This is a genomic window from Pseudomonas sp. Ps21-P2, from assembly GCF_039672565.1.
Taxonomy (GTDB): domain Bacteria; phylum Pseudomonadota; class Gammaproteobacteria; order Pseudomonadales; family Pseudomonadaceae; genus Aquipseudomonas.
Map to the genome: position 1 here is coordinate 251246 of NZ_JBDFPL010000002.1, position 18020 is coordinate 269265.

Sequence of the window (18020 nt, forward strand, 5' to 3'; positions counted from 1 at the left end):
TGATAGACTTGGCGCCGTCCCAGTCTGCTGCCATGAGCTCAAACCATGCTTCACGTGCTGTTCAGCGTTTACCTGAAGATGCTGGTGCTCTATAGCCCGTTCTTCGTCCTGTCCTGTTTCATTTCCCTGAGCCGCGGTTATTCGCGCAAGGAACGCCGGCAGCTGGCCTGGAAGATCGCCTTGGCGACCCTGGTGTCCAGCGTCTTGCTGTACCTATTCGGGCGGGTGATTTTCGGGGTCTTCGGCATCACCGCCGACGCCTTCAGAATCGGCGCCGGCAGCGTGCTGTTCATCTCAGCCCTGGCCATGGCCCAGGGTAAATCCGGCGTGCAGACCGACAACGTGCAGCAGGACGTTGCGATCGTGCCGCTGACCATCCCCATCACCGTCGGCCCCGGCACCATTGGCGCACTGCTGGTCATGGGGATCAGCCAGCCCCATTGGGATGACAAACTCACTGCCATCGTCAGCATCGCGCTGGCCAGCCTGACGGTGGGCGTGATCCTTTATCTGTCCAACAGCATCGAGCGAATTCTGGGGGATCAGGGGCTACAGATTGTCAGCCGCCTCATGGGCTTGTTTGTGTGCGCACTCGCGGCCCAGATCATCTTCACGGGCATCAAGGGCTACCTGCTGACCTGAGGCGCGCTCAGAGCGCAAATGTCTGAATGGCCCTCGACCCATGGGCGTCCAGCTCCCTGGCGACGGCATCGCGATGCGTCGCATAATCTCGACGATCAAAACGGTAGGCCCCTCCCGTGATGCGCAACATCAGCTCACTGCGTGAGTCAGACCAGAAGTCGAAATCCCGCGTCTCGACGTGACCTGTCATCTGGATGCCGCACAGCAGCACCATCACAGCGCCTGTCGTATCCACTGCGCATGGAATGACCTGAAAACCCGCGATGACGCTGTTCCCGTTGATGCTTTCAAAAAAGTGCTCCGCGTAGTGGTGAATCTGCATGGCCTGAAGCGACGCCTGCGCCTGTCGCGCCAACCGAGCGGACCCGTGTGATTCGATAACACGGAAGCTAATTTCCTCTAGCTCCGACGCGCTCCGGATCACCATGGGTTCATGCATGATCGGACTCAACTTGACGAAACTTCGTTGCTCCAGTGCCTTGCCATACCGGTACGCCCAGTAGGTGAAATGCTCATCCCGACTGACCTGACCGGCCACGCGCTCGGCTCGCAGCAAGCAGTCAAACAGATCCTCGCGGTCCTGCTTATTGATGCCGGTGGACAGCGACACCAGACCGTTACCGACCACCGCACCTGTAGCGCTCATGCTTCTGCTCCTTCCAGCGCAGACACCAGATGGGGTCGACGATCCTCCAGCGCCTGGCTGATCTTTTGCCGAAACGGCGAGTAGACCAAATCCATCAGGCGAAGAGAGTAGAACCGTAACTCAACATTGCCGATGATATCGCCGGGCAGCAGAGGCTCGAAAAGAAAGTCATTTTTCAGCGGCAAGCGGTGAGTAAAGGTGACAAGGACAACCGAGAGCGCTGCGTTTTCATCCAGGAAAGCGATTTGCATCGCCACTTTCTGCTCGATGCGGATCTCCCCCAGAATCGCCGTCGTCATCGGTTCAAGCACCTGCGCGGCCAGCAGGTCGAAGGCTGGCTGAGCGGGATGGCTGGATAGAGCGCGCCAGGCGGCGGATTCACCCTCGAATACCATATCGCTGGGCATGAAGAGCGGTAGTCTGATTTTCATCCATGCCCACACAGAGCCGGGACCAAGCTCCAGAGCTGGGCAGCTGATTGCCTCATGGGCTTTCAGCACCCCGCCAAAGCGCGTGAAGGCCGCGAGCCAGGTCTCGTTCCACGCAGGCGTTGCGGCAAACCGTTCGTGTTTTTTTGTGGCCGCCAGTTGCGTGTACAACACGCAGTCAGCGATATCGCTCTTTTGGGTTTCAGTGCAGTCACGGTGCATGAACAATAAGCACCCTGCGCTGATCCGGGTTTCAATCATTCCCTGATGCATGGCACATCTCCAGAGAAAAGGAGGCGCATGGCGCCTCCCTTTTGTTCAGATCTCGAATTCCGAGATGGCCAAAGAAGCGCTCTTGCTCAATTGGTCCTGAACCTGGTTGCGGACCCGCGCGTAGGCGCGGGTGTTGAACACCAGCATATCCTCGCCGCGGAAAGTCGAAACGTCTGCGCTGTTCCATGTCCAGAAGAGCACGTCGGTGACGGTCGAGTTGGCGGAGAAGTTGACCGCGCCCAGCGCCATCGTGACGGTTCCTTCAGCAGACTCCGCACATGCGCCGACCCGGAAGTTTGCACCCCGATGAGTCTTGGTCTGACGTTCGAACAAACGCAGCGGTTTTTCCTGAGCCCTAAGTGCCGCGATGGCATCGCCAGCCACTTTGAGCATTGCGGCACTGGCGGGTCCGGGCAGAGCCGCAGCAGCAATGGCGGAGCCCAGGATTTCAAGCCCCGCTTGTTCCATGCTGAAACGCTGGTGGGTGGAGCGATAACGAGCGTAATTCCAGTTGGTTGAAAACCAGCCCTGGGTTGACAACACTCGGTTAAAACGTCCGTACCACTCCTGACTCTGAGTTTCTGGATTGAACGCTTTGTTAGCCACCATCGTCGCGAACAGGAAGGAATCCATAACGTCTTGCTTGTTCTGTCGCGAAACACCTTCTGCAAAGGCGAGGAGATTGCTGCCGACAACAGCGCCCTGAGGTGGACTGTCCAAGGCCGGCACATCCATCTTTGAAACGTGGTCAATCAGCGAGTGAGAACAGTCGGCCAGTTGGCAACCGGCGATATAGGCGCGGCGTTCAGAGTCGGTCAGGCTTGCTTCATGTGTCATTTCGTTATTCCTTTAACTGGTGGGAATGTCCGTCGTGGACACAACCGAGGTTAACGGAATTTTCTGGGGTCGCAACGCAGTGGCAAAGAGCCCGTCGCGCTGTGTGTGTGCGCAGCATGTCCTACAGCAAAGCGTTGAATTCAGGGAAACATGAAGCCCCTGAACCTCAAGAAATACGGATGCTCTCGAGGTTGGGGCTCAGTCAGCGCGGAACCAGACGACGTAACCCGGAGCCGGCCCAACGGGATTTCCGCAGGCGTCTGCAGCGGTTTCGTCATGGCGTTGCCGTCAGGCCTGCGCGAGTTATCGGACCAATCCCACAGAGCAAACCGAACCGTCGCTCACGTCGGCTTGGCACCGTACCAGCGCGGCGTGTAGACCCACGACTCACCATTGGTGCGCGGGAACACGCAGGTCAACGACGACCCCACCAGCACCATCGTGCGCATGTCGACGTGCTCCGGCCTCAGCTCGCCAAGCGTAATGACCCGCAACGTCTGCGCCGGCCGACCCACATCACGCCCCAGCGTCACCGGCGTCTCAGGGCTGCGATGCTGGCGCACGATTTCAAGCGCCCGCCCCAGCTGCCAAGGGCGAGAGCGCGAGATCGGGTTGTAGAACGCCAGCGCCAGATCGGCCTGACAGGCCAGATCCAGGCGCTTCTCGATGATCTCCCATGGCTTGAGGTTGTCCGACAGGGACATGACGCAGAAGTCGTGACCTAACGGCGCACCCGCCAGCGCCGCCGTCGCCAGCGAGGCAGACACCCCCGGAAGGATGTGCAGATCAACCCGGTGCCAGTCGGGATTATCCGATTCGTGCAGCGCTTCCAGCACCGCCGCGGCCATGGCGAACACGCCGGGGTCACCCGATGAAACCACCACCACCGAACGGCCTTCAGCGGCCAGCTCGAATGCATGCCGAGCGCGCAGCATTTCTTCGCGGTTGTCGGTGCAGTGCAGCACCTGGTCGGCGCGGAACGGCCCGGCCATGCGTACATAAGTCTCGTAGCCGAGCACGTCATTGGCGCGTGCGAGCTCGGCTTTAACAGCAGGAATCATGAAGTCAGTGGCGCCCGGGCCAAGCCCGATAACCGCCAGTCGTCCTCGTGCACAGCCGATCTGTTCAACTTCTAACGGCTGCGGCGCCACGGCAATGGCGATGCCCGCCGCCGGGGTCAACGGTGGCAACAATTGCGGCAGGACCTGCCGGGTCATGTCGGCGGGCGTACCGGCGGAGGTAAAACGCAACGGTACGCCCAGTGCGTCGGCAGCCGCGTGCAGCGCCGGATTGGCCATCTCGGCTTTGCTGGCCAGTAAACAGCCCAGCGCCTGCACGGCGATGCGCGAATCATGCAGCGCGGCTTTCACGGTATCGGCGGGATCTGCCAGATCACCGCTCACCGCCACCAGCACGTTGCGCGGGTAGATCAACAGTTCGTGGTCGCTGGGCTCGCGCTCGGCGTAACCGACGTGAATAGCCAACTGCGCCTGGTCATCTTCAGGCAACTGTGCCTGAGCCAGCCACGGCGCCGCGCCCTCGACGCGCACGCTTTCCCCCGACAGCAAATCGCTGACGAAGCGCTTGCCCAGCTCAAGATCGCCCAACGCATAGCCGGCGGGAGGATTAAGCAGACAGGTGCCGAAGCGCAGTTCGCCGCTGGTGGTGATGGCGGCTGCGGTGTTCAGCGAGGCGGCGATTTCCCGGGCCATGACATTGACGCCGCCCAGTCCGCCAAGCAGCGGCACCACTGCGCTGCCATCTTCGGCGACGGCCAGCACCGGCGGCTCGACGCCCTTCTCCAGTAACACCGGCGCCAGCGTGCGGATGACGATACCCGCCGCGCACAGCGCGATGATCGGCGTGTCTTGCTGATACAGCTGGCGCAGCGTCGCGCCAAATTCCGAATAGCGGCGGTCGACGTCTTCGACACGTCCGGCCAGCCCATAAATCAGCGCTTGGGGGTACAGCTGCTGAATGCGTCGCGCCGTCGCCAGCGCGCCTTTGCCCAGAATGACAATGGCCGGGGCGTTGAGAGGGGTTGTGCTCATCAGCCCTGCCACCGTTCACCGGGGACAATGATCAGCGAGAAATACGGCGATGACATCGGGTCGACCTCGGCCAGCGGCACGATCTTCTGATTGGCCATGGTCGCGCGCTCGACGTACAGCGCGCGCTCGGCCAGCCCGGTTTCAACCAGCACCTGGCGCACTTTCGGCAGATTGCGCCCCAGTTTCATGATCACCGCAGCGTCGGCGTCCTCAAGCTTGCGTTTGAGTTCCTCGGCGGACAACACGCCGGACAGCACTGAAAGGCTCTGATTGCGGTACACCAGCGGCGCACCCAGCACCGACGCACCGCCGAGCATCGAACAGACGCCCGGGATGACTTCGGCGTCGTAGTGATCGGCCAGACGATCGTGCAGGTACATGTAGGACCCGTAGAACATCGGGTCGCCTTCGCAGATCACCGCCACGTCGCGTCCAGCGTCCAGATGCGCCGCCAGATCAGCGCTGCAGCGGTCGTAGAAATCGCTGATCACTTGCTCGTAAGACATGTGAACGGGCAACGCCTCGGTGGTCACCGGGTACACCAGCGGCATCAGCGTCTGGGCCTGCTGCAAATGGCCTTCGATGATGCCGAACGCATTGCCCTTCTTGCCCTTGGCGACGAAGTACGCGACCACGGGCGATTCGCGCAGCAGGCGCAGCGCCTTGACGGTGATGAGTTCCGGATCACCCGGCCCCACGCCCAGGCCAATCAGACGACCCCGTGGTGCCATCATTCGATCTCCGTGGCGAGTGAGTTGACTGCCGCGGCGGCCATGGCGCTGCCACCACGACGACCCTGCATGATCACGTAGGGCACGCCGCGACTGTCGGCGGCGAGCATGTCCTTGGATTCAGCGGCGCCGACGAAACCTACCGGGAAGCCCAGGATCAGCGCAGGCTTGGGCGCGCCGGCATCAAGCATTTCCAGCAGATAGAAGAGCGCAGTCGGCGCGTTGCCGATCACCACGACCGCCCCTTCCAGGTGCGGCCGCCACAGCTCCAGCGCCGCCGCCGAGCGGGTGTTCCCCAACTCACGGGCCATCTCGGGCACGCGTTCGTTTTTCAGGGTGCAGATCACTTGATTGTTGGCGGGCAGGCGCGTGCGTGTGACCCCCTCGGCGACCATGTGCGCGTCACACAGAATCGGCGCCCCGGCCGCCAGCGCGCGGCGGCCGGCCGTGCCCGCACCGGGGGAGAAGCGCAGGCCCTCGACCGCATCGACCATGCCACAAGCGTGAATCACCCGAACGGCGAGTTTTTCCAGGTCGGCCGGGATGGAATCGAGCCGGGCTTCGGCACGAATGATCGCGAAGGAGTTACGGTAGATCTCCTGGCCGTCGCGGATGTAATCAATCATCGGTGTTGCTCCGTGAGTCGGCGGTCAACAACGCGCCGACTGCTTCAATAGTGAGGTCACGTGCATGCAGATCGCCGAATCCGGACACTCCTGCATGACGAAAATAAAGGTCGTACCGACCGGGCGACGCTGCCAGCAAGGTCACCGGCATCACGTGCGCAGCGGCGCATGAACGCGCGCAGCCGGACAGATGCACTGCGCGGCTGATGGCGTTTTCTTGCAGCAGTGCGGCCAGATGCAGGGCATCGGCCTTGGTGTCCGCCAGCCCTTTCGCGCAGGCAGCGGAGCCGGTGCAGGCGACGATTTTCGACAGCGACTGAGCGGCATCGACGAGCAAACCCGCTTGGCTCAAGCCTTCCATCACGGTCACCGAATGGCCTGCCGGGACATTGCGCAGCATCAGGCTTTGCCATGGCGTCATGCACAACTGACCGTCGCCGAACGCGATCGCCAGTCGGGCGGCTTCGCGCAACATGGACGGCCGCAGACGCCCCAACGGCACGCCTGCGCCCACGGCCATGATGCCGGCTGTTGCCTGGGAATACGTGCCGATGTGCGCGAAAGACCGGGCAGGCGAACGCCGCCAATCGGTTACTTTTTGATCAATCACCAGTCGCTGCGGCAAACGCGCGGCGACGTGTTCGATGAGTCGCGCAACGGGCACTTCTTTCAGCAGATCACGCATGCGGGCATGTTCGGGGCGAGCGAGATTCAGAAAGGTTTCCAGCACCGCGACCACCAATGCATGCGCGGCTTCCGGTGCCACCGCCGCCACCGGCGAATCGGTGGCCGGGCAACCCGCGAATCCAAATCCCAGCAGCGTCTGGCCATCGACCTGCAACGGGGACAGCCAGAGGTCATGGGGATGCTCGAGCATCGCCAACCCCTCGCCGCCGTCCAGCGACAGCGCGAACTTGGGCGACAGCTCATGGAAACGCGGGTGGTGCTCAAGGGAATGCAGAATCTGCCCGGCCAGCGGACGCACGTCGAGCAGCTGCTGCGGGTCGATGCCTGCGGTCGGGCTGAGCATCAGGTTGCGCACGTCGTCACTGGCGGGATTGCTCGGCCCCAGACCGGCATCGAGCAGGCTGGCAATCAGCCCGTCGTGGTCGGCGCCGATGCCGCGAATCTGCAGATTGCCGCGATTGGTCGCCTCGATCACGCCACTCGCGAACCCCTCGGCGGCACTTGCCACGACCATCGCCTGTTCCGCTGAAAGCACCCCGCCCGGCAGCTTGATCCGGCAGATGCCGCCATCCAGCGCCGGGACGATACGCAGCAACCCCGGGCAGGCCGAGGGGCGAATGGGCGTAGCGGATGGGCGAGCAGACAACGGCTCGGTCAAAGGATCACCTGGTGCGAACGGGCGGACGCGTAGAGAAACGAAAAGTTACAGGGGCCGTATTATGCCTGCTTTGGCCGTTGCCATGAAAAGACGCTCTGTCGGATTCACAAACCCGTACGAACCGGGCCCGTCGGCGCGGTATCATGCCGGCCACTTTTACAGGCCGAGCAGGCGGGCCTGTTGCACGCAATCGGGTTGAGGGCAATTCATGTCGCCGTGGCTGACAGTCGTGGGAATCGGTGAGGACGGCTATAAAGGCCTGGGCCGAAACGCTCGGCACGCGCTGTTGCAGGCGAGGCAGGTGTTCGGCGGCGCGCGGCAGCTTGCCTTGTTGCCTCCGTGCATACAGGCGGAGCAGCGCCAGTGGCCGAGCCCGTTTTCCCTGAGCCCGGTGCTGGAACAACACGGCGCCCCGGTCTGCGTGCTGGCCAGCGGCGATCCCATGTTGTTCGGCGTCGGCGCAAGCCTGTCCAAACTCGTCCCCTTCGATGAAATGCGGGTAATTCCCGCGCCGTCGTCTTATTCCCTGGCAGCGGCGCGCCTGGGTTGGGCGTTGCAGGACGTGGTGACGCTGTCGGTGGTCGCCCGCCCGATCGCCGCGCTGAACGCCCACTTGCAGCATGGGCTGCGCCTGCTGGTGCTGAGCAACGACGGTTCGAGCCCCGCGGCCATCGCGGCGCAGCTCAAGGAACGCGGTTTTGGTCCGAGTCCCATGATCGTCCTCGAACACTTGGGCGGCAGCGCCGAGCGACAGATCGAGGGCACTGCGGGTGAGTGGAACGCCACCGACATCGCGGCGCTGAATCTGGTCGCCATCGAGTGCCGCGCACAGCCTGATGCACTGCGCCTCTCGCCGCTGGGCGGTCTGCCGGACGAAGCGTTTCGGCATGACGGCCAGCTCACCAAGCGCGACGTGCGCGCGATTACCCTGGCCCGCCTCGCCCCCGTTCCCGGTGAATTGCTGTGGGACGTGGGCGCAGGCTGCGGTTCCATCGGCATCGAGTGGATGCGCGCGCACCCGACCTGCCGCGCCATCGCTGTCGAGGCTGACGAGGGACGGCAACACTTGATCGAATTCAACCGGGATACGCTGGGCGTGCCTGGCCTGCAGCTGATTCGTGGACGTGCGCCCGATGCCCTTGAAGGCCTTGAGCAACCGGACGCCATCTTTATCGGCGGCGGCGTGACGCGCGAAGGTGTGTTGCACGCGTGCTGGCAAAACCTGCGCTCGGGCGGTCGACTGGTGGCCAATGCCGTCACGCTGCAAAGCGAGGCGATGCTGGTGAGCTGGCGCGAGCAATACGGCGGTGAACTGACCCGCATTCATCTGGCCCACGCCAAGCCGCTGGGCGAGTTCGACACCTGGCGTCAGGCGCTGCCGATCACCCTGCTCGAAGCGATCAAACCCTGATGCGCGACGAAACAGCCGAACAACCCGCGCCATTGCGCAGCGGCTTGACCACCGGCAGTTGCGCCACGGCGACGTCCCTCGCTGCTGCGCGCCTGTTGCTGGCCGGCGAAACCAACGATGCGATCGAAATCACGCTGCCCAAAGGCAAGTGCGTGCAGATGCGCCTGGAATTCTGCCGCCTGATTGCGGGCGGCGCCGAGGCCGGCACGCTCAAGGATGCCGGGGACGATCCGGACGTGACCCATGGCGCGCTGGTGTCTGCTCAGGTCAGGCTGATCCCTGAGCCGGGCGTGCGTTTTGTCGCGGGCGAAGGGGTCGGCACCGTTACCCGCCCGGGCCTGGTGCTGGGAGTCGGCGAGCCGGCGATTAATCCGGTGCCGCGCAGGATGATGGCCGAACACCTCACGCAACTGGCCCATGAGGTCGGCTATGGCGGCGGGTTTGAAGTGACGGTCTGCGTCGAAAACGGCAGCGAACTGGCGTTGAAAACCATGAACCCGCGACTGGGGATTCTTGGCGGGCTGTCGATTCTGGGCACCAGCGGCATCGTCCGGCCCTTTTCCTGCGCGGCGTACATCGCGTCGATCCACCAAGGCATCGACGTTGCGCGCACCAACGGTTATCAGCACATCGCCGCTTGCACCGGCAACGCCAGCGAAGACACGATGCGTCGGGTGTATCAGATCCCCGACATCGCGCTCATTGAGATGGGCGACTTTGTTGGCGCCGTCCTCAAGCATCTGCGCAAAACTCCGGTGGAGCGGCTCAGTGTCTGCGGCGGCTTCGGCAAGATCAGCAAACTGGCGGCAGGCCACATGGACCTTCACAGCCGGCACTCCAGCATCGATCTGCATCAGCTTGCGCGATGGGCTGCCGAGGTGGGCGCCGATGCCGAGCTGCAACAGAACATTCGCGAGGCCAACACCAGTCAGCAAGCGCTGGCCATGGCCTCCGCCTTCGGCATCGCGCTGGGTGATGCGGTGTGTCAGCACGCGCTGAATTTCGCCCGCAGCGTGGTGCCGGCGCAGGTTCAGGTCGAGGTTTTTGCCATCGACCGACAGGGCGGGATCGTCGGGCACGCGGGGGGCTTCGTTTGAAAAAGGCAGCCATCAAACGCGTGCTGTTGCTCGGCGGCGTGACCGACGCGCTCGCGATCGCCCGCACGCTGGGGCCTCAACATATTTACAGCCTGGCGGGCGTGGGTCGCGTGCCCACCGACTTGCGCTGTGAAGTGCGTGTGGGCGGGTTCGGCGGCGCTGAAGGTTTGGCAAACTTCGTACAGCAAACTGGCATCGATCTGATCCTGGACGCAACGCACCCTTACGCTGCGCAGATGAGCCAGAACGCTGTCATGGCGGCAAAGCTGACCGGTGTCCCCTGCTGGGCGTTGCGTCGACCCGCGTGGCAGCCGGGGCCAGACGATGACTGGCGCGAAGTCGCGGACTGGGCAGAACTGATCGCCGCCCTCGCCCCCTTTCAACGCCCCCTGTTCACCCTGGGCCGCGAGCCTTTGCAGCATCTGCACGAGATTCCAGCCCATCAGTTCTGGACGCTGCGCGCCCTGGACATCTACGCCGGAAACGAACGCTGTGAAGTGATCGGCGCCCGCGGGCCTTTCCGCCTGGAGGACGAGCGCGAGCTGTTCGAGACTCGCAACATCGACGTCCTCATCAGCAAGAACAGCGGCAGCACCGCGACCGAGCCGAAGCTGGAAGTGGCGCGGGAACGCGGGATGCCGGTGTTGGTGTTGAAGCGGCCGGTGTTGCCGGAGGTGGATCGGGCGTTCTGGAGTGTGGGCGAGGTGCTGGATGCGTTGCGGGACGTTGGCTGACGCATGCCAAAGATGCCGTGAACATCGTCCGGGTTTGCGGATCGGTCTGACTTCCACCGTCTGACTCGCCTGACATCGGAAATGTATCCTCCGGGATACCTTCCCTTGTGTTTTGTGCGGAACGCTTCACGGCGAGGGAACAATGATGAAAGAAGAATTCAAACCGTTCGACGCAGCGGAATATCTGGAAACACCCGAAGACATGGCAGGCTATCTGGACGCGTGCCTTGAAGAAGACCATGGCGATGGTGTGCTCATACGCAAAGCTCTGGGCAACACCGCGCGGGCTTATGGCATGTCTCAGATCGCACGTGATACTGGGCTGGGTAGAGAGAGCCTGTACAAAGCGCTGAGCACAAACGGCAACCCCGAATTCGCCACCATCATGAAAGTCATCAAAGCCCTTGGCCTAAAACTCCACGCCTCCACCGCCTGACCCCCTGCTGAACCCTGACTGAACCAAACCCGCCGCGCGACATAACGTCGCGGGCGGGCTTTTTACATCTGGCGGCCGATCAGGCTAAATGGCCGACATGAAAAAACAACAAGATCAAATCATCACGCAGAAGCGGCGCCGGGCCTTTGCCTGGGTGGCCTGTTTCGCGTTGCTGTTCGGCGTGCTGGCAATGCCAATGACACCGACCATGCCGCGCCCCGAGGGTGAGCGGCTGGTTTGGGGAAGCGCCTGCACTGGCGCCGCGTCACGACTGGCCATGACGCCCGTTGAAGTCATCGACAGACAATCACCCTATCACCCCGACATCGCCTTCATGCAGCACTGCGCCTGCTGCACACACGCCACGCCACTGGTTGCAGTGCCGACCCGCATCGGTTTCGGACTGTTCGCCCTGGTCGAGCCGGTGCGTTTCCCTGTCGCGGTGCTGGTGCTGCGCGCGGCACCACGTCAGCACTGGCCTGACCGTAATCCTCACGCATCGCCCAAGGTCTGATGTCCCGATCGTGCCGTCGCGTACCTGAATGAACCGGAGACCTGCGTAGATGCTGAACAAAATCCTCCTGCTGATCGCCCTCGCGCTGCCAGCCGGTTTCGTTGAAGCCCAGGATTACACCAAGGGGCAACTGACCGTCGCGCAGCCATGGTCCATGGCGCTGCCGCCCAACGCGCCCACCGTCGCGGCCTATTTTGTGATCACCAACAACGGTCCTGACGCTGACAGACTGGAAGCGGTCGACAGCCCCATCGCCGGTGCCGCCCAGTTGCATCAGCACGTCAGCCAGGACGGCCTGATGAAGATGCAGCACGTCGAGACGGTGAATATCCCTGCCGGTGGCACCGTGACATTCGCCCCCATGGCCTATCACGTCATGCTGCTGGATCTGAAAGACCGCACTCGACTCATCGACGGCCAGACCTTCCCGCTGACCCTGCACTTTCAAAAAGCGGGCGACCTGACCGTTGACGTCGTGGTACTGAAACAACCACCGGTTGCTGCCGCTCCGGCCCACGCCCACTGACCCGCTGAATACCGACACCACTCCACTTGAACCGCCTGCCCGCGACCCGCGCCAGATCCGCCACCGCCCCTCGTCATCCGCAGGGCGCCTGGCTGAGCCTGTTCGCCATGCTGATGATCTTCATCGGTCCGCTGATCTCGCAATCCATGCCGATGGAGCATCACAGCGGCATGGCGATGCCTGCGCCGACGTCCATGTCGATGCATGGCGGAATGGACATGTCGGTGTCGATGGACATGGGCGCAGGCGAACACAGTAGTCACGCCAAGGCCGAGCAAAGCGCCGGCGTCGATCACGTCATCTGGGCCAAGTGCGGCTATTGCACGCTGCTGTTCAGTTGCCCGGCGCTGACCAAAACCGTGGCCGTATTGGCGCCGATCCCGCCTAAGCCCGGGGACTTCTACAACGAGGCCACGCAACACGGTCACGCTCAACGCAACGTCTTCCCCAACGCTCGCAGTCGCGCGCCACCCCTCTCGTCAGTCGCCTGAACACCACAAATTGATTCGTACCCGCTGACGGCTTCCCGGCCGCCAGCGGGTTGCGCCGTGTTTTCCCTGACGGGAGCGTTGCACCATGTCCAAACCGAATGTGTCTTTCTACAACCTGGCGTGGCGATGGCATTTCTATGCCGGCCTGTTCGTCGCGCCGTTCATGATCCTGCTGGCGGTCACCGGGATCATTTACCTGTTCAAGCCTCAGCTCGACGCGCTGATGTACAGCGACCTGCTGACAGTCCAACCCGCGCACCACTCACTCAGTGCCGATGACCTGCAAAACCGCGTGCTGACCGCTTATCCACAGGCGCAAGTGAGCAAGTACCTGCCGCCGCTGAACGCCGAGGGCAGCGCGCAGTTCGTGGTCAAAAATGACGGCCGCGACGTGAACGTGTTCATCGATCCGTACAGCGGCACGGTGCTCGGTACCCAGGACGCCAAGCAAAACCTGCAAGCCATCGCGCGCGAACTGCACGGCGAACTGATGATTGGCACCGTCGGTGATCGGCTGGTGGAACTGGCGGCTGGCTGGGGCATCGTGCTGGTGGTTTCAGGTGTGTATCTGTGGTGGCCGCGAGGGCGATCACCGGCCGGCGTGCTCTGGCCTCGCCTCACAGCCCGTGGTCGCATTCTCTGGCGCGACCTGCACGCGGTGACCGGATTCTGGGGTTCGGTGGCGCTGCTGTTCATGCTCCTGAGCGGCATGACCTGGACCGGCATGTGGGGAAAGGTCTACGCCGACGTGTGGAACACTTTTCCGGCGGCCATGTGGAATGACGTACCCAAGTCGGATAAGCAAGCGGGCGCCTTGAACAGCGCGAGCGTGCAAACCGTGCCGTGGGCCATGGAAAACACGCCGATGCCGGTGTCGTCCGGGGATCACGCCGAGCACATGAATCACATGCACATGTCCAGCGCTCCCGCAGCGCCGGGCATCTCCCTTCAGCAAGTGGTGGACATTGCCAAGGCGCACCATATCGAGCCGGGCTACAGCATCACCCAACCGAAAACGGCTGACGGCGTATTCACCGTTTCCGTATTCGCCGACGACCCGCGAAATGACGCCACGCTGCACGTCGATCAGTACAGCGGCAAGGTGCTGGCGGATGTGCGTTACAGCGATTACAGCACGGTGTCGAAGGCCACTGAACTGGGCGTGATGCTGCACGAAGGCAAGATGTACGGCTGGGTGAACCAGCTGCTGATTCTGTTCATCTGCCTGATGGTGCTGCTGAGTTCGGTGAGCGGAATCGTGATCTGGTGGAAGCGTCGCCCGCAGAACGGCTTTGGCGTTCCGCCTTTGCGCCATGACTTGCCGCGCTGGAAAACTGCGACGGCGGTGATGATCGTGCTGGGCGTGGCCTTCCCACTGGTGGGCGTTTCGATGCTGGCGGTGTGGCTGCTCGATCGAATAGTGCGTTCGCGCTTTGCCAAAATGGCGACAACAGCTTAGATTGCGTCTCGCGGGGCCTGGAACCTCTTTTGGGTGGTTTAGTGATGAATTCCTCCTCATTTCGGGTTTCAGGCTCCGCACCTGTTTTATCTGCTCACTGAGCGCTGCCTTTCTCCCCCGAAAAATCCTACTTGCCTGGTCGCTTTCCCTTCGCGCTCAGGCCAGAGAGTGCCTACAGACGCACGCCCCAAGCCCTGACTCCATGCAATGAGTTGCCGAACCCAACGGTTCTGCGAATCATCCCCCATGCAATGAACAGGCACCATGAATCCCACAACCGTCACTCCCTCAACTACGTCTACCTCCACACCCATCGCTGACAGCCCCGCGCTGACACGCTACGAGCTGCCCGATTTCACCCAGGCCCTTGAACAGACGTTTGCCGAATGCCTTCGCCTGACCCATCCCGGTCTTGTGGTTGACTGCGCCAGTGCGCGGCTCGTCTGCCGAGAGCGAAACCCGCAACCTGCCGCAACGGCGACCATCAGCAGTTACCCGCTGCTTGCCAGCCTGGTTGCCCATTTCACCGGGCTCTTTGAATGGCAGAACGTCGAGTCTGCCGGGCTCTACGCCACAGAGTTTCCTTCGTCTGACACGCCCTCCCTTGGCGGACTGGACCGCGACGCGCTGGCCGCTTTGTACACCTCCGTCGCACAAACGCTGGCCGAGCGGTACAAGCAACGGCTCTCGGATCACTGGGCAGAGATTCAGCCTTCCGGCAAAACCCGGCGCGATGACTTTCTCGCCGACCGGGTTCAACTGCTCAGGCTGGAAGGCCAGATGCGTGTCGAGCGCGGCCAGTTTCAGCCGCATCTGCACGGCATGCTTAACGACACGCTGGATTACGGCGTCGACACCTCGCCCGAGCCGTTGCAGAAATACGATGTGTTCAGCTTGTCGCTGGGTAGGAGCGACGGTCCGCTGTTTCCTCTGACCGGCACGTTTGTGATCACCGAACAACGCAGCGATCAGGTTCCGGCAACCGACGACGCGTCACTGGGCGAGGTCATTCTGTACACCCCCGCCGACAGTCTGGAGCGATTCGATTCACTGCATCAGCTCACCGAGACTCTCACCCGACGCCTTGCCGAGGACACTCAACGCGGTCGGCTGCTGAGCCATCTCACGCTCGATGACGTGGTGGCACTGGCGCTTCCCGGCGTTGAAAACGCGCAGCCCGCTCTGCGCTGGAGCTTGCAGAGGCTGGGCAACAATTTCATGAGCCTGCTGCTGACATTGCAGATCATCAAACAGAAGGCCGACTTTGATCACGCGGTGAAAATCGCTCAGTCCCTCAGGCTGGATCAACCCTCATTCCAGCGGCTGATTTTCGAGCTGATGGCCTCGGAACAGCTGTTCGATAACCACCGCATCGAGCGCCTGCTGGATTGCGATGTGGTGCGCGAGCAGATGCCTGAGTGGTGGCAACGGATGAATGAAGATCAGCACGTCGAATGGGCGCGACACGCGACGGTGTACGCGCAGGCGATCCGCGCAATCCGGCGCATCAGCCTTGATCACTTCAACACACCACAAGCTGACAGCCTGCACGTCCTGAGGGCTTACGCCGATGCGACGGTCAGCGCCGCACTGGCAGAGAAAAACATTCAACTGTCGCCCCGACAGATTCTGGTAACGGCGATGTTCCACCAGCCCATCCCGGTACGCTTTTACCCTATCACCGTGATGGAAACCGAGACTCACTCGCAGACCTTCTCACTGCACGCACTGGCCCACGACAACGCACTGCGGGTGACCGCTCAGGATGCCAGCGAGTTGCGGGCTGCAGACGGGCACGGTGCAGAAATACCGGGGCTCTCCGCAGAATTCACGCGCGAGTTGCTGGCGCGAATCGACATGCCAAAGCGACTGGATGACTACCTTGCCGAACACTTTGACCACTCTGATTTCGCTGACCAGTTGAAGCATCAGCACCGCGAGTTGCTGTTGGCGCGCCTGGGCATGGCGTATATCGAGAGTGAGCTGAACGGCTTTCCTGAAAACCGGCTGGCCTGGATCAAAGCGGTACTGGACGGTCCCGATTCACAGCGGCGTCAGGGGGTGGACGGGGTCAGGATCGAGGTGCGATTACTGCAGATCAGCGGGGTAAAAATCCCGGACATCATGCTGATTGCCCCGGTCGGCAAATTCGACAGGGGGCCTCTGACCCTTTGCACGCTTAACGCGCCGGATAACGTGGTGTTCCGCACCTTTGACAGCATGTTCCATCTCACCCAGGCGTTTCTGGAACAAGACGTGTACAAATCCTACGTGGCGAGGTTGATGCCATTGGCCGACAGGCGCCTGGCCCGGGTGATGCTCGATTATGAGGAGTGGCTCAAGCACTGGCGCTTTCCAGACGCGTTGACGTCGCTGCCAGGTCCATTTCCCGCCCCGTCCCATTTGATAAAGCCAGTGGTCTTCGTGACGCAGACCGGCGACCTGTTTGACGAGCATTTCAGGATCAGGATCCGCCAACTGAAAGAAGAAGCGAAATCCCTGTTGGTCCAGCCTGGTGGTGGCAATTCCCGAAAGCAGGTATTCGACATGGTCGTGAGCATCGCACTGCTGCTGTTGCCCCCGCCGGTCATGGTTCCGCTCGCACTGGGGCTGGGCCTTTACAACGCCTGGAGCGGCTTTCAAAAAGTGGATGAAGACGACTGGGAGGGTGCAGCCCAAGAGTTTACGGACGCGGCCGGTTATTTGCTGACTGCCGGGATTGGTCGAGCAAGCGCCGCAGCGCTGAAGGGGCCTCAACTGGCGATGATAAAACGCCCGCATCTGGTCCGCCGCACCGGACGCCATGGGCAGGTGCAAATCGGCTATATGCTGTCACCCGCTGGTGCGCCCTTCTTTGCCGAGTCGGGCATGGTCACGCGGCTGGACCCGAACAAATTCACCGAAATCACCTTCGGCTCTGAAACGGGTTACGTGGGTCGACGCTTCAACCTGTTCGGACGATCTCGCCTGTATCGCCCCTATTCTCGGGATCCAGCGCTACTGATCCATGAGGATGAATATGTCGTCCGGTCAAGCGCCGGGGGCTGGAAGAAGGTCTCGCAACCGGTCGTGCGCCTGAGTCCACAGGCCGACCGACAGGCCCGGCATGACTTGAGCCGATTGCTCAACGGATGGCCTACTCCAATCGAAGGCATTTCCATCACTGAACCGTCCCTTGATGAACCGCGCTTCCTGGCCCTCGCGAACCACGCCAAAGCGGAGCTCTACCCCGAACTGCTCGACTATATCGAAGGGGGCTCGGCCGAGATCAACCGACTCTTGAGAAGCGGCGCGCGAACACCCCGCACGCAGGCATTCCTCAACCAGTTCCACCGCCTGCGCTCATGGAAAGGCGATGCGTTCCGCGCCGCGCACGTAACAGACGAGGGCCTGCAGCAATTGCGACGCGAGCTCGGTGCGGTGTTCGTGGATGCGGGCGTGCAATCGGCGTCGATCAGCCGAACCAATGCCGTGCGCTGGAGCCTGGACAGCTTCGTGACTGACCCGGCGCCGAGCAATACGCATCCGGTGTTTCTGATCTTCGCGCCGTCGGTTCCGAAGAAAAACATGTTCTCGGGTTTTCTCGGTGATCACGTCGCCATCCCGCCTGGCACCCGCCTGCAACTCAGGGCGTTCAGAGAGGTGAATGGAGAAACGTTCGCCTATTTCACCGCGCCGGACAGGCTGGTGTACGAAACATTCGATCTGTTCACCGGCGAGCGTGAGCTTTTTGTGAGGTAGCCCTTCTCGCCAATCGCGTCAGACCACCCAGC

The 18020-nt window shown here is 62.1% G+C and carries 17 protein-coding genes; 10 read left to right on the plus strand and 7 right to left on the minus strand.

The window, feature by feature from the left end; translation table 11 throughout:
• The first annotated feature begins 45 nt into the window (after positions 1-45).
• Positions 46-642 carry a MarC family protein gene (locus ABEH28_RS05030; RefSeq protein WP_192173441.1) on the plus strand — a complete coding sequence of 199 codons (597 nt, stop codon included), beginning with the start codon at positions 46-48 and terminating at the stop codon, positions 640-642.
• Positions 643-649: 7 nt separating this feature from the next.
• Here ABEH28_RS05030 and ABEH28_RS05035 read toward each other — a convergent pair whose 3' ends face one another.
• The 7 genes from ABEH28_RS05035 to cobG all read right to left on the minus strand — a co-directional run bounded on the left by ABEH28_RS05035 (position 650) and on the right by cobG (position 7579).
• Positions 650-1288, minus strand: coding sequence for a hypothetical protein (locus ABEH28_RS05035; RefSeq protein ID WP_346629297.1), 639 nt, complete (start codon positions 1286-1288; stop codon positions 650-652).
• A complete protein-coding gene (locus ABEH28_RS05040) occupies positions 1285-1989 on the minus strand; it encodes a hypothetical protein (protein WP_346629298.1) in 705 nt (234 codons plus the stop codon). The genes ABEH28_RS05035 and ABEH28_RS05040 overlap by 4 nt, the downstream gene beginning before the upstream one ends.
• 45 nt (positions 1990-2034) lie before the next feature.
• Positions 2035-2826, minus strand: coding sequence for a hypothetical protein (locus ABEH28_RS05045; RefSeq protein ID WP_346629299.1), 792 nt, complete (start codon positions 2824-2826; stop codon positions 2035-2037).
• 341 nt (positions 2827-3167) lie between these two features.
• A complete protein-coding gene (gene cobJ / locus ABEH28_RS05050) occupies positions 3168-4877 on the minus strand; it encodes a precorrin-3B C(17)-methyltransferase (RefSeq protein WP_346629300.1) in 1710 nt (569 codons plus the stop codon).
• Complete coding sequence (locus ABEH28_RS05055) at positions 4877-5611, minus strand: precorrin-2 C(20)-methyltransferase (RefSeq protein ID WP_244655966.1); 735 nt, start codon at positions 5609-5611, stop codon at positions 4877-4879. Before ABEH28_RS05055 ends, cobJ begins: the two co-directional genes overlap by 1 nt.
• Positions 5608-6234 carry a precorrin-8X methylmutase gene (locus ABEH28_RS05060; protein ID WP_108119017.1) on the minus strand — a complete coding sequence of 209 codons (627 nt, stop codon included), beginning with the start codon at positions 6232-6234 and terminating at the stop codon, positions 5608-5610. Before ABEH28_RS05060 ends, ABEH28_RS05055 begins: the two co-directional genes overlap by 4 nt.
• On the minus strand, positions 6227-7579 hold the full coding sequence (gene cobG, locus ABEH28_RS05065) for a precorrin-3B synthase (RefSeq protein ID WP_346629301.1): 1353 nt from the start codon (positions 7577-7579) through the stop codon (positions 6227-6229). The genes ABEH28_RS05060 and cobG overlap by 8 nt, the downstream gene beginning before the upstream one ends.
• Before the next feature lie 208 nt (positions 7580-7787).
• Between cobG and cbiE the strand changes: the two genes are divergently transcribed.
• From cbiE to ABEH28_RS05110, 9 genes are all read left to right on the plus strand, one after another.
• Positions 7788-8990 (plus strand): precorrin-6y C5,15-methyltransferase (decarboxylating) subunit CbiE, encoded by a 1203-nt coding sequence (cbiE, locus tag ABEH28_RS05070; RefSeq protein ID WP_346629302.1) that lies wholly within the window; start codon positions 7788-7790, stop codon positions 8988-8990.
• Positions 8990-10087 carry a cobalt-precorrin-5B (C(1))-methyltransferase gene (locus ABEH28_RS05075; RefSeq protein ID WP_346629303.1) on the plus strand — a complete coding sequence of 366 codons (1098 nt, stop codon included), beginning with the start codon at positions 8990-8992 and terminating at the stop codon, positions 10085-10087. Before cbiE ends, ABEH28_RS05075 begins: the two co-directional genes overlap by 1 nt.
• A gap of 11 nt (positions 10088-10098) precedes the next feature.
• Positions 10099-10821 (plus strand): cobalt-precorrin-6A reductase, encoded by a 723-nt coding sequence (locus ABEH28_RS05080; protein ID WP_346629537.1) that lies wholly within the window; start codon positions 10099-10101, stop codon positions 10819-10821.
• A 145-nt stretch (positions 10822-10966) separates the two neighbouring features.
• On the plus strand, positions 10967-11257 hold the full coding sequence (locus ABEH28_RS05085) for an addiction module antidote protein (RefSeq protein ID WP_346629304.1): 291 nt from the start codon (positions 10967-10969) through the stop codon (positions 11255-11257).
• Positions 11258-11345: 88 nt separating this feature from the next.
• On the plus strand, positions 11346-11771 hold the full coding sequence (locus tag ABEH28_RS05090; RefSeq protein ID WP_346629305.1) for a DUF2946 domain-containing protein: 426 nt from the start codon (positions 11346-11348) through the stop codon (positions 11769-11771).
• Between the two features lie 49 nt (positions 11772-11820).
• Positions 11821-12297 carry a copper chaperone PCu(A)C gene (locus ABEH28_RS05095; protein WP_346629306.1) on the plus strand — a complete coding sequence of 159 codons (477 nt, stop codon included), beginning with the start codon at positions 11821-11823 and terminating at the stop codon, positions 12295-12297.
• 35 nt (positions 12298-12332) lie between these two features.
• A complete protein-coding gene (locus ABEH28_RS05100) occupies positions 12333-12788 on the plus strand; it encodes a DUF2946 domain-containing protein (protein WP_346629538.1) in 456 nt (151 codons plus the stop codon).
• Between the two features lie 85 nt (positions 12789-12873).
• The gene (locus ABEH28_RS05105) at positions 12874-14247 is read left to right on the plus strand and encodes a PepSY domain-containing protein (protein WP_346629307.1); all 1374 of its coding nucleotides are present in this window, start codon (positions 12874-12876) and stop codon (positions 14245-14247) included.
• Between the two features lie 264 nt (positions 14248-14511).
• Positions 14512-17988 carry a DUF6543 domain-containing protein gene (locus ABEH28_RS05110; protein WP_346629308.1) on the plus strand — a complete coding sequence of 1159 codons (3477 nt, stop codon included), beginning with the start codon at positions 14512-14514 and terminating at the stop codon, positions 17986-17988.
• Positions 17989-18020: the final 32 nt, after the last annotated feature.